The sequence below is a fragment of the Rhizobium aouanii genome, assembly GCF_037002925.1.
Classification (GTDB): Bacteria; Pseudomonadota; Alphaproteobacteria; order Rhizobiales; family Rhizobiaceae; genus Rhizobium; species Rhizobium aouanii.
Window position 1 is genome coordinate 1 of sequence record NZ_JBAMYD010000035.1, and the last position, 12457, is coordinate 12457.

Annotated in this window: 7 protein-coding genes and 1 pseudogene; 4 read left to right on the forward strand and 4 right to left on the reverse strand. The window is 59.8% G+C overall.

What is annotated here, in order from left to right:
• Nucleotides 1–397: 397 nt before the first annotated feature.
• Both V8P77_RS34070 and V8P77_RS34075 read right to left on the reverse strand, forming a co-directional pair.
• Nucleotides 398–1645: a type II toxin-antitoxin system HipA family toxin gene (locus tag V8P77_RS34070; RefSeq protein ID WP_335916700.1), complete on the reverse strand. Its 1248-nt coding sequence runs from the start codon at nt 1643–1645 to the stop codon at nt 398–400.
• A complete protein-coding gene (locus tag V8P77_RS34075; RefSeq protein WP_316030102.1) occupies nt 1638–1970 on the reverse strand; it encodes a helix-turn-helix domain-containing protein in 333 nt (110 codons plus the stop codon). Before V8P77_RS34075 ends, V8P77_RS34070 begins: the two co-directional genes overlap by 8 nt.
• A 681-nt stretch (nt 1971–2651) precedes the next feature.
• Here V8P77_RS34075 and V8P77_RS34080 point away from each other — a divergent pair.
• From V8P77_RS34080 to V8P77_RS34095, 4 genes and pseudogenes are all read left to right on the forward strand, one after another.
• Complete coding sequence (locus V8P77_RS34080) at nt 2652–5183, forward strand: PAS domain S-box protein (RefSeq protein WP_335916701.1); 2532 nt, start codon at nt 2652–2654, stop codon at nt 5181–5183.
• A 26-nt stretch (nt 5184–5209) separates the two neighbouring features.
• A complete protein-coding gene (locus V8P77_RS34085) occupies nt 5210–5593 on the forward strand; it encodes a response regulator (protein ID WP_335916702.1) in 384 nt (127 codons plus the stop codon).
• Between the two features lie 262 nt (nt 5594–5855).
• Nucleotides 5856–6113: a DUF982 domain-containing protein gene (locus V8P77_RS34090; RefSeq protein ID WP_335916703.1), complete on the forward strand. Its 258-nt coding sequence runs from the start codon at nt 5856–5858 to the stop codon at nt 6111–6113.
• 222 nt (nt 6114–6335) lie between these two features.
• Nucleotides 6336–7096 (forward strand): annotated as a pseudogene (locus tag V8P77_RS34095) (cupin domain-containing protein); the annotation flags it as partial.
• 7 nt (nt 7097–7103) lie between these two features.
• On the opposite strand, the gene V8P77_RS34100 reads toward V8P77_RS34095, so the two are convergent.
• Together V8P77_RS34100 and V8P77_RS34105 are read right to left on the reverse strand one after the other, a co-directional pair.
• Entirely contained in the window at nt 7104–9257 is a 2154-nt protein-coding gene (locus tag V8P77_RS34100) for a cytochrome c3 family protein (RefSeq protein ID WP_335916719.1), read from the reverse strand.
• Nucleotides 9258–9767: 510 nt separating this feature from the next.
• Nucleotides 9768–12332 carry an arylsulfatase gene (locus tag V8P77_RS34105; protein WP_335916704.1) on the reverse strand — a complete coding sequence of 855 codons (2565 nt, stop codon included), beginning with the start codon at nt 12330–12332 and terminating at the stop codon, nt 9768–9770.
• Between the last annotated feature and the right edge of the window lie 125 nt (nt 12333–12457).

A 12457-nucleotide genomic window follows, 5' to 3' on the forward strand; every position in this document is an offset into this window, starting at 1 on the left:
TACGAAAACAGCGATCCCGTCCGCTCATCCCCGCCACGCATGCAAATCAATCCCCGCTGTTGCAACCACAGGGAATCATGGCTTCAACCCAAAAGCCAGAGGGTTTTGCAGCAGCCTCCTAGGTCGATATTCTAATCCGAACTGCCCGCCGCGCTCAATCGACATGCTTTGGAATCTGGAGTTGCTCCATGATGGCGGACGGTCAGGATGGTGGGGTGCTATGGATGTGTTTTGGCAGGAGCCGGCGGACCCAACGGAAGGCAGTTTCGCCAGCCTTCCTCGGATCGGCAACCTTGCTCTCCCAAATGGCTGCCCTACAAATGTCCTGCATGTCCTGGCGCGGCAACTTGTTCGCGCCTTCCCCCCGTTGAGCTTGGTGCTGGAGGAGGGTTCTCGTTTATAGGGCTAGCGCTCGCTGCAAATCATCGTGCTCGAAAGCGCTAGCCATACGGTTGATCTCTGCCGACCGCGCACCCACTGCTTTTGCGGTCTCGCGCCACGTCGCGGTGGAGGTCGCGACTTCCTTGATGATATCACGTGCCTGTGCGAGCGTGAGCGAGAAGAATCCGGCAGCTTCTTCCAGCAGATCAAGCGAACAGGTGCCGTCATCGAGGTCGATGTTGGTCGTCAGGATGCGTGCTTTGACGTCGGTAGGCACCGGATTGAGGTCATAGGCAGGGGACAACGACCAGCCGCCTTTGCCAAGCCACAGAAAGCCGTGATTTCGCAGGTGGTCGTCGACGTTGGAGATCAGCACATTGAAGGCGACGCGGCGATAGAGCGCTTTGGAATCGGTTTTTCCCTGTGCGCCGTGCTCAGCCAGGACGTCCACGATCTCCGGGTAGCTGCCACGCTCGCCGTCCATTGCGCCCATCATCACCATCGCGGAAAGGAATGGGAGGCGGACACCATAATTGCGGTCGAAGCGACGCGAGAGCATGACCTTCTTTCCGGCGACGTCAATGAGTTCGTGCAGGGGAGTGACTATGCCGGCTTGTTCAGCCAGTCGCATAGCAATCTCTTCCCATGTCTCTATGCTGTAATCGTCGGTTTCCTTAGGAAACTTGGCGATCGAGAGATGGCCATGTTGATCGATGACAGAAGCCTTCGGCCGCGCTCCACCAAGCGACGAGCCAGGTGCGAAGATAAGTTGAAGGTCTTCGTCGGTTTCCTCATCGCGCAGGATGCGTTCGGTGATCTGCAGCAGGCGGCCGAGCTCGATGAGGGCGGGGACGCCGGCGCGGGCCGGCGCTTGGAATTGCTCCTCGCCAGCCCAGCGAAAGCGGAACGCGCCGAGCCGTGTCTCGTCCGCGACGCCAAGCAGATAGTCGCTTTCCGCCAGTGTGCGGACGGCCCGGCCATCACGCTCAGCCGTACGCCGCTCCGAGCGTTGCATCAGGCGCCGACCCCAGGTATCGGGCGCAGAGTCGCCAATGGAGCCAAAGGTTGCACGGCCGGCAGGTGGCGCAAAAGCGCCCCGAGTCAGGGATAGCGCGGGCTCAAGCGAGAAGCGGTCAGTGTCCTCAAGCCAGGCTCGGTCATACTCGAACATGATCGTCTCGGCACCACGCACCCGATTACTCCGCGCCAGCCCGATCGGACGTGTGCGGCCGTGTAAGTCGAGATGAACTTCGAAATCAGCCATCACGCGATCCCGGCGATCGCTTTGGGTGGGCGTGTTTAGGGAGTTGTGCACTGGCGAGCGACTGACCGACGCTGTCGTTTCTGATGTCGGCGACCTGGCTCAGTCCCTCTAGCAAGCCGAGTGCCTGTAGAACGCCTGCGTAGATGCCGATGCTGACATTAGTGTCCCCGGCTTCGATCTTTTGAAGCGTTGAGCGTGAGGTAAAGGCACGCTCGGCGACGACAGCCATAGGCAGGCGGCGACGCCGGCGAGCGTCGTGTATGTCTGCGCCAAGTTTGCGCAGAGCGCGCCGCACAGCGGCCGGAGGATTATGAGGTGTTGGCATTTGCCACCTTCGCAATACATTTCCACAGAATGTGTAGCACGAAGCTTACAATAACTCCAGAGAAGTTTAGGGGATACGATCAGATCGCTTCGTCGTGCCTACAGCAATTTGTGCGTTGAGCCCATCCTGGTCCGATTAATGCGGAACCAGAAGCAGCTGATGTTGCCTAATAGGGGCTAAGCCACAGAGCTTCAAGAAAATCAGCTTCTTAGGCCAGTTGGGCTTGGGTTTCGAGTTCTGATCTCATCAAGACGAACGACTCCGTCGCCGCCACTATCCGCACGCGGTGCGACGGAAAGATCCGTACGAGCCGCAAATCGTGCAACAAAACAATCCGAGCGTGGACGGGCTTCCTCCAGACGAGCCGGCTCGGCCGCCTTAGCAAAGGCCATGCAGTTAGCCCAGCGGCGGCGGCTCGATATATATTTGTCGCAACGGCAGCCGCAATCCGTATTTCACCGATGTCGAATCCGTGTGGGGGAACTGCTAAGCTCTCGGGAGAGATCCGCGACAGAGGGGAGTTTTCAACAGGCTGTTTCTGACCTGCTAAACACAGAGATGCGGCTGTTGGATCGGCATGGAACCATTTAGCTTTGAAGCCGTTACAAGAAGTTGGGTCGAGTCCAGCGTCCGGTCGAGAGATGCGAGCGAGTTGGGTAAATGGGAAAGTGCAGGGGCTGAATGTCGAATGTCGAAGAACTCCGGGCGATCGCGCCACTGACCGAGTACGAAGCGATTGTTGGTGGGACGCCGGTCTTGCTCGATGCTATTCCCGGCGCCGTGTATGTATGCGACCGTGACGGATGGCTGATGCGCTACAATGCCGAAGCTGCGGAGCTGTGGGGAAGGCGCCCGTCTCTGCAGCATCCCAGGGAGCGTTTCTGCGGCTCCCATCGCCTATATCTTGTCGATGGAACCGCACTCGCTCATGAGGACTGTCCGATGGCCGAGGCGATCAGAACCGGGCATGCCACTCGTAATGAGGAGGTGACGATCGAGCGACCTGACGGAACCCGATTTATTGCTTTGGTCAATATCCGACCGCTACGCGACCAAAGAGGTGAGATTCAAGGCGCCATCAACTGTTTCCAGGACATTTCGAAGCAAAAGCAGCTTGAGGAGGAAGCGCGGCAGAAAGCGGACGATCTGGAGGATTTCTTCGAGAACGCCGCTATCGGTCTCCATATCGTCAGTCATGACGGGATCATCTTGAGGGCAAACAAGACCGAGCTCAACCTCCTCGGGTATGCTCCGGAGGAATATATCGGCAGACATGTCGCGGAATTCCACGCGGACTCGTCGGCCATTGAGGAGATACTTGGAAAGCTGAGCTGCGGTGAAAGGCTCGATCGATATCCCGCTAGCCTGCGTGCGAAAGACGGATCGGCGAAACACGTCATGATTACGTCAAACAGCCGGTTTCAGGACGGTCGCTTCCTCAATACCCGTTGCTTCACCACAGACGTCACCGATGTATACGAGGCAGAAAGCGCGCGGCGTGAAAGCGACGAGCGTCTCGCGGCGACCTATCAGGCTGCGACGATCGGAATCGCGGAGGCGGACGCCGATGGGCGACTGCTACGCGTAAACGACGCCTTGTGCCGAATGCTCGGACGTTCCAGGGAAGAGCTGTTGAATTTGACATTCCTTGACTACACGCATCCCGATGATCGCGACCAGGATGCCGGGTTGTATGCCCAGCAGGTAGCCGGCAGGATTGACAGCTATGCCTTGCGAAAACAGGCGAGCATGGCGGACGGAACCCCTGTTTACCTTGATGTTTATAGCTCGTCGGTGCGTGATGCCGAGCGAAAATTTCGCTACGGAGTGCGAGTTCTAATCGACGTCACGAAAGCCAAATATATGGAAGATCGCATTCGGGAGAATGAAAAACATCTCAGCGATCTCCTTGAGGCTTTGCCGGCGGCGGTCTACACGACGGATGCAAAGGGCCGCATAACCTTCTTCAACAAGGCTGCCGTGGAAATGGCTGGTCGCACTCCCCAAGTTGGAGACGAGTGGTGTGTCACCTGGAGGCTCTATCGGCCTGACGGAACCTATCTGCCGCATGATGAATGTCCGATGGCAGTGGCACTCAAGGAAGACAGAGCGGTTCGCGGCGAAGAAGCCATCGCAGAACGGCCTGACGGCACGCGTATCCCCTTCATCCCCTATCCGACACCGCTGCACGATGCTAACGGCAAGCTTATCGGCGCAATCAATATGCTGGTGGACATATCGGATCGGAAGAAAGCCGAGGAATATTCCGAGCGCCTGGCGGCTATCGTCAAATTCTCTGACGATGCGATCATCAGTAAAGACATTCACGGGATGATACAAACCTGGAACAGTGGTGCCGAACGTCTCTTTGGGTATGAAGCTGCTGAGGTGATAGGCAGGCCGATCAACCTTCTTATCCCTCCGGATCGTCAGGACGAAGAGCGTGAGATCCTTTCGCGCATCCGCCGCGGCGAGCACCTTGAACATCTTGAGTCGATCCGCGTGAAAAAGAACGGTGCCCCGGTCGAAATCTCGTTGACTGTTTCTCCGCTGAGAAATGCGGCCGGCAAGATCATCGGCGCTTCGAAAATCGCCCGAGACATCACGGAGCGTCGGCAGGAAGAGCGGCGCCGTCAGCTGCTCGTCAACGAGCTTAATCACCGGGTGAAAAACACGCTCGCAACCGTGCAGTCGCTGGCAGGCCAGACGTTCCGAGGTGAACGTGGAAGTCAGTCATTTAAACTGTTCGAAACCCGCCTCGTCGCTCTTGCCAGGGCTCATGATCTGCTCACGCGCGAAAGTTGGGAGGGTGCCGATATCCATGAAATTCTGGAGCGATCGATCCACGCCATTCATCCGGACTCGCCAAACAGGATCGAGATTTCAGGCCCGGCGTTGCGTCTGCGGCCGAAACTGGCTCTTTCCCTGTCCATGGCATTTCATGAACTGGCGACTAATGCGGTAAAATATGGCGCACTTTCTACCGGCGCCGGCAGGGTTGTCGTTCATTGGGATGTGAAGGGGACCGAGAGCGACCGAAGCATTCGCCTGCTGTGGACCGAATATGGCGGCCCTCCCGTAAAGTCTCCCACCCGCAAGGGCTTCGGGAGTCGTCTGCTTGAACAAGCCCTGGCACGCGAACTTGGTGCGCGTGCAGAGCTTTCCTTCCCAGAATCCGGGATCATCTTTGCGCTGGATGGCCCGGTAGCCTGAACACCCTCACAAGCGATTGGACAAAAATGAACTCCGAAACAAAGAAGCTTCGCATTTTGGTGGTCGAGGACGAGGCGCTCGTGGCGATGATGATGGAGGACACCTTAGAGGAATTGGGCCATGAAGTCGGAGCTGTTGCATCGCGGCTGGAGGATGCACGTGAACTGGCCCGAACGGGAGATTTCGACCTGGCGATCCTCGACGTCAATCTCGATGGCGAGCCGAGCTACCCCATTGCAGAAGCCTTGAAAGAGCGCGGCATACCCTTCGCGTTTGCCACCGGCTACGGCAACAAAGGCCTTGATCGCTCTTTTGTCGGCGTTCCCACCCTTGCAAAGCCTTTCGTCGGTGATGACGTCGCGCGTCTGATTCGGGAGATGTCCGACACCGGACCATCCCCTCTTTCATAACTTCCCGGGCCAAGCTTCTACTCTGCTCCCAAGGCACGCCCGGCTCCTTCCCGTTGAAAGGCGTGCAAAGATGCCTAATCCTGCGTCTTCGGCCTGCCCTGCCGATGTTCACCTCAGTGATCAGTTTCTGCTCGGCCACCGCCGCGACAATCTTTTTCGGCGATCACGCGACCGGTCCGTTTCCTTACTAAACCAAGTTGAACGAGCATTTGCGCATCTTATATGTACAGACAACGCTCCTTGGAAAACATGGAGGTTTTGCATGTCCCCAAACAGCCACACACATGAACTTCGATGGACTGCACCTGTCGCCATCCGCATCGGAAGGCGCTCATCCGAATTCATTCACGGTCCAGCGGAGGCGATTGACTACCTGGAGCACAGATGGCCGTTTCTCGACGGCCCTTGCCTCGACGCCGCTAAACGCCGTTGTGTCGAGGCTATGAACAGCTTGGCGCACATCGAGGTGGCCAGGGAGGCCTTTATCTCTGCGGCGGCAGAAGCCAAAGTTTTGACCTAAGTCACCGCTTGCTGGAGGTGGTTGCTGTCTTGACTGGGATATGAGCAGAGCTTCTGCCCGAATAAAGCTGGCCAACGGTTCAAAACCGTTCAAAGCGGGCATCGCTGACTTTCGCAATGGCGGCTGAAAAGTGCCAAGAGCTGCGATGGGCTGACGGCCAAGGCCGACAACTAAAAACCACCGTACTATTGCGATAAGTTTTCATCATTTCCGGGAGGCGAAATGTCTGAAGTCGATTGGCTAAGCCATCTCCTGCAAATCATCATCGTAACCGGTCAGCTCGAGATCCGCTGTGCCTACTGTGCGCCGTGGCGCGGAGCCGGGCGGCGGCGAACGATATTCCCTACCGCGTCATAGTCAAAGGCCGGGCCATTTTCGAGGATCCGGAGACGAGAACAAGCGAGCGAGCTTGTAAGTAGAGATATCGGGCTACTGCCTGACGGTGCAGCGCATATGCTTCACGACGGTAGCGCGCAAACGCCGATCCCCACCCAGCAGCGCCAAGGGTCTGCCGGATGGATGCCGAGCGACAAACGACGGTCAGGGCGAGCAACTCGACATGTTGTGTGGCCGATTCTTGATTGCTCCGCCCCCATGATCGACTGCTCCGCAATTATCTGCCTACAAATATTGTGGCACGCACGATCGACGGTGTCGGAAACACGCTATCGGATCTGCAACCGATCAACTCGCCAGTTTGTTGGGGCTGATGCGAATGTGGTCCGCCGGTGACCGAGCAGGAGGACGCGCCGTTCTCAACGCGCTTGCTTCGGCCCTGTTCACACTGGTGCTGCGCGCCGCGAGCTAATCCGACTGGCGGGCCATCCAAGATTTGCTGCGGCAATCGCCGTCATGCTTGCCGATCCGGCCCAGCCGTGGAAACTTCCTGATCTGGCGGATTTGTGCGGCATGTCTTGCGCCACGGTCAAGACAGACTAGGTCGCTCCACCCTCGACCTTTTGACTGATCTGCGCATGAGCCTGAAACGCCTTATTGCCCGGAGGTCGTCATTCGGCGAAGTTCTTGAATGAAGCGAATGAGGTTTTGATCGTCCGGGGAGAGCCGCAGCAATCGTTCCGAATAGTCAAGCGCGGCGGCGAGATCGCCACCGTCGCGACTGAGCGTCGTCAGTGCCACCAACGTGTTCCTATCACGTGGGTGATGCACCAAGCTCGCCTTGAGCACCGCGATCGCATCGCCGGTGCGGCTGCCCGAATGCAAGGCAATTGCGTAGGCGTAGGCATATTGGGCCTGCTCGGGCGCAAGTTCGGCGGCCTGTTGCAACTCCTCGAAAGCCTCACCGAGCCGCTTTTGCCGCACGAGAGTAAGGCCGAGCGCGTGATGGATGCCCGCGTCTTTCGGTGACGCCGCGAGCGCGCCACGCAGCACCTGTTCGCCATCGGCGTCTCGCCCAAGCTGACGGTAGAGATCGGCGAGATTGGCCGCCGCCGGCGCAAACTGCGGGCTCAGATTCAGCGCGGCCCTGTATTCGCTTTCGGCGTCCGCAACCAGACCGCGCTGGGCGAAGAACGTACCCAGCGCACTCCTTGCCTCGGGGCGATCGGCAGCGATGCGCTGGGCGGCGGCGAATTCCTCGGATGCGTGATCGAAACGAGCGCGGTCGGCTAAAGGCTGCCGCGTTGTCGTAACTGCCGCCAACAGGGAGACAGCCCTGAGGCGCACGCCGAGGACTGGATCGGAGAGAAGCGGCGAAACCAAGGGCCAGAGCCGATCGACGGGCACGCCTTCGAGCATGTCGAGCGCGCCGATCCGCACCATCGGGTCGCGATCCGACAGGCCGGATCGCGCCAGATCGACGTTGAGGCCAGACACATACGCTCTCAACTCGGACAATGCGCTGGCGCGGGCGAAGGCCGGGGAGCTCGCGTCGGAGGCAACGGCCGCAAGAAGCCTGTCGGCGTCCGGATGATCCGTCCACGCAGCTTGAAATGCCGCGGCATAGTGCTGAAACCCCTTGGGGTCCGGGCCGAACCAGTTCTCTACGGCGGTCGCTGCCCATTCGGCCGGCCTGTCCTTGTGGCAATCGTTGCAGGCATTGGGCGTGCCAAGCTTGACGGAGAGATCCGGCCGCGGGATGCGGAAACTGTGATCATGCCGGCGGTCGATCCCCATGTAGGTGCGCGCCGGCATGTGACAGGACGCACAGGAAAGCGGCGGGTTCACGCCGCCATGATGGCGGTGGGCTACGGACTCATAGGTGTCGGGCGCGTGACATTGCGCGCAGACGCCGTCCCCCGGCGCGCGCAATGCGGCGCTATGCGGATCGTGGCAGTCGCTGCAGGTCACCCCCATCCCGAACATCTTGCTCTGCTTGAAGGGGGCGTAGTTGTAGGTCTCCTCGACGTCGCGCATCTGTCCGTCCGCATGGAACAGCCCGCGATCAAGCGGCAAGACGCGATGGGTGTTGGACAACGACGATCCTGGAACCCAGTCCTCGGAGAGCTGACCGCGCCGTGCGTGACAGAGGCCACAGGTCTCGACCTCCTTGCGCGAGAAAGGTGGTGATGCACTGCGCCGCGGCATTCCGGTCACGGCATCCGGCGTCCAGCTGACGCCAACGCGCTCGTCGAAGCGGACCGCGAGCCCCATCTTCGGGTCTTCGTCCCTGCCGAACGGCCGCCAGCCTTGCCGGCTCTGCGCCCAGGCAACGTGCCGCGAGCCCTCGCCGTGACAAGTCTCGCAACCGACGCTAATCTCGGCCCAACTGGTGGCGAAGCGGTCGTTCGCGGCATCGTAGTTCTTCTGCACACCGGTCGAATGGCACTCGGCGCACATGAAGTTCCAGTTCTGGTTGAGCCTGGTCCAGTGCAGGATATCATCGTGGCGGATTGGCTCGTCCGGATAGAGATGGAACCAGCGCTGTCCGCCTTGTTCTTTTGGCCGGCTGTCCCAGGCAATCGAAAGCGCCTGTAGGCGGCCATCGGGAAACGCGATCAGGTACTGCTGTATCGGATCGACGCCAAAGGTGTACTTGATCTCGAAGATCGCCGTCTTGCCGTCCGGTCCGTCGGTCTCGACGAGGAATTTTCCGTTCTTGCGGAAAAAACGCGACTGCACGCCGTAATAGTCGAAACGCGCTTCATTGAAGTCGCCCCGCACGGAACCGTCGGTCGCATGGTCCATTGCGTGCCTGTGCTGCGAACCACGCCAGAGACTCGCTTCCGCGTTGTGGCAGCCAGCGCAGGTTTCGCTCCCGACGAATGTCGCCGGCGCGACGGCCTCGCCTGCCAGATGGAATCTGGAACCGCTCTCGCCAGAGAAAAATTGCCACGACATGCCGCCAGCAAGGACGAGCACCGTCACGATTGTAATGGCCGCGAGAACTCCAATTCTTGAAACGGATCTGGCAGCCGTATCAGGAGACGTCGAAGGATCTATCCCAGGGGCGGTTCGCTTCCGTGGTCGACTCACTCTTTGACGGCGTTTTGCCGGTGCCAAACAAACAATCCTTCAAATTGTAGATTAACACAGAAATTAAGAGAAAACGGGCGCGCAATCTTTGCTGCCTGCCCTCATCGATCCCGTTACCTGCAGCGAGACCTCGGTCGAGCCATCTTGCCTTCTCCTGATCGACGGGCCTGAGGGCTGACCTCAGGCCCGTGTTTCGTTCGCGAGTTTGGGGGGCCGCTCGGATCAATGCGGCCCGGGCTGGACGTGCTGAATCGGCTTGCCGTCGACCGCGACGGCCTGGCTGGCGGCGCCGTCCATCGCAGCCGCCTGGGCTTCCTGAAGCTTCTTAATGTCGCCCTCGCTGAGCACCGGACGGTCCACCTTGAGCGTCAACTTGTTCAGCTTGGCGGTCAGCGCGAACGGCGGCTGGTAGTCGGCGTCGTTCACGCCGGTGAGCGTGTCGGAGCCGACGTCGAAGCTCTCGTCCCATTGCAGGATCATCGGCAGGGTGCGGTCCATCTTCTGGCTTGCCACCGCCTTGCCGTCCACCTTGAGCGTACCGGTTCCCGGACCGCCGACGCCACTGAAGTTGTTAAAGACCAGTGTGCCAGCGCCGAGGCCGTCATACTTGAAGTCGAACTCGATCAGATGCTTGCCGGGCGTCAGCGCGTCCGGCCCCTCCCATTTGATCCGCTTCAGGTCGGCCAGGTTCCACAGGAAGACGGGTTTGCCCTTGAGCAGATAGAAGCCATAGCCGGCGAAGCGGCCGCCCGACGTCAGGATCATGCCCTCACTACCACCTTCTGGCACGTCGATGTCGGCGGTGATCGTGTAGGACGTATTGATCAGCAGCGGTGAGTCACCCTGCGGCAAGCCGACCATCGGGTGGGTGTAGACGAACTCGCTGCGGCCGGCAGTGATGTTCGGGCGCGGCGCCACGATGCGGGCGGCCACCGAGGCGTCCATCGGGAAGACCTGGTATTTCTTCGCCTCCGCGATGAACAGCTGCTTCATCGCTTTCACCTTGTCGGGATTCTGCTCGGCGATGTTCTGGGACTGGCTGAAGTCCTTGGTAAGATCGTAAAGTTCCAGCACCTGGTTATTGAGCGGGTCGCTGTTGGCTGGACCGAACGCGTCCCACGGCGCGCGGTTTACCTTGGTGCTGAGCAGCCAGCCGTCATTGTATAGCGCCCACTGCCCCATCATCTCGAAGTACTGGGTCTTGTGGCGGGACGGCTCGTCAGTGTTCTCCTTGTCGAACGTGTAGGCGAAACTCGTGCCCTCGATCGGCGCCTGCTTGATGCCGTTCACAGTCTCAGGCGCGGGAATGCCGGTTGCCTCGAGGATGGTCGGCACAACATCGATCACATGCATGAACTGCCCGCGAAGGCCGCCCTTGTCCTTGATCCGTGCCGGCCAGGAGACCGCCATGTTCTGGCGGACGCCGCCGAGCTTCGAGGCGTTCTGCTTGAACCAGGTGAAGGGCGTGTCGAAGGCCCAGGACCAGCCCGCCGACATGTGGTTGTAGGTCTGCTCGGTGCCCCAGACGTCGTACCACTTCATCTGCACGTCGACCGGCATCTTGTTGATGCCGTTGAAGAAGGCGACCTCATTGGGCGTGCCGAGAGGACCGCCCTCGGCGCTCGTGCCGTTGTCGCCATTGATGTAGATGATCAGGGTGTTGTCGAGCTTGCCCATATCCTCGATCGCCTGGACGACACGGCCGATCTCATGGTCGTTGTAGGCGGCGTAGGCGGCGAAGACCTCCACCTGCCTGATGAACAGCTTCTTCTCATCTGCGGTCAGGTCGTCCCAGTTCTTGAGAACGTCCGCCGGCCACGGCTCGAGCTGTGTGTCCGCAGGGATGACGCCGAGCTTCTTCTGGTTCTCGAAGATCCGCTCACGCAGCTTTTCGTAGCCGTCGTCGAAGAGGTGCATCGCATGGATCTTGTCCACCCATTCCTGTATCGGGTGGTGCGGCGCGTGCGTGGCGCCGGAGGCGTATTTGATGAAGAACGGCTTGTCCGGTATCGTCTGATCGAGGCGAGTCACGTAATCGATGGCGTCATCGGCCATCGCCGTGACCAGGTTCCAACCCGGCTTGCCTTCGAAGGGATAGATCTGGGTGGTATTGCGAAACAGGTTCGGCTGCCATTGGTTCGCATCGCCGCCGATAAACCCATAGAAGTACTCGAAGCCCATGCCGGTCGGCCATTGATCGAACGGTCCCGCTTGGCTTGCGGCAAATGCCGGCACATTGTGATCTTTGCCGAACCAGGACGTGGCGTAGCCGTTGTCGAGTAGAACCCGCCCGATTGTGGCCTTGTCCTCGCCGATGATGCTGTTGTAGCCGGGGAAGCCCGTCGACTGCTCGGAAATCACGCCGAACCCAGCCGAATGATGGTTCCGCCCGGTGATCAGCGCCGCCCGCGTCGGCGAGCACAGTGCTGTCGAATGGATGTTGTTGTAGCGCAGTCCCGCATTTGCGATGCGCTCCATTGTCGGCGTCGGAATGACGCCGCCGAAGGTGCTCGGCACGCCAAACCCGGCGTCGTCCGTGATGATCAGGAGCACGTTCGGGGCGGCCTCCGTCGGCACGATGCGGGGCGCCCACCAGGGTTTCGACTGAAGGGCATCGTCCTTGATCACGCCGCCAAATGCCGGGTCGGGCGCCGGCAATTGCTTGCCGTCGATCGTCGTCGTGGCGCTAGGCGAGCCGAGTGTGCCGGTGACGCTCTGGGCCCCGGCGGGGGCGATAGAAAGCCAAAGGGCCACCATGGCCAGTGCGGCAGCATATAGAAACCTCATTGCGGTTCTCCTCAAGAATCCGCTCGTCTGTTCGAGCGAGCCAGTGTTGGGGTACTTGCGTTGACTCCGTGTCGGTGTTGACGATGCTATGCGACTACTGGAACAGGAAGGTCAGCCGACCCGAC

Coding starts and splice junctions, on each gene's coding strand:
- V8P77_RS34075 (WP_316030102.1), bottom strand. CDS start 1,970: ATGCCAACACCTCATAATCCTCCGGCCGCTGTGCGGCGCGCTCTGCGC.
- V8P77_RS34090 (WP_335916703.1), top strand. CDS start 5,856: ATGTCCCCAAACAGCCACACACATGAACTTCGATGGACTGCACCTGTC.
- V8P77_RS34085 (WP_335916702.1), top strand. CDS start 5,210: ATGAACTCCGAAACAAAGAAGCTTCGCATTTTGGTGGTCGAGGACGAG.
- V8P77_RS34080 (WP_335916701.1), top strand. CDS start 2,652: ATGTCGAATGTCGAAGAACTCCGGGCGATCGCGCCACTGACCGAGTAC.
- V8P77_RS34105 (WP_335916704.1), bottom strand. CDS start 12,332: ATGAGGTTTCTATATGCTGCCGCACTGGCCATGGTGGCCCTTTGGCTT.
- V8P77_RS34070 (WP_335916700.1), bottom strand. CDS start 1,645: ATGGCTGATTTCGAAGTTCATCTCGACTTACACGGCCGCACACGTCCG.
- V8P77_RS34100 (WP_335916719.1), bottom strand. CDS start 9,257: ATGGACCATGCGACCGACGGTTCCGTGCGGGGCGACTTCAATGAAGCG.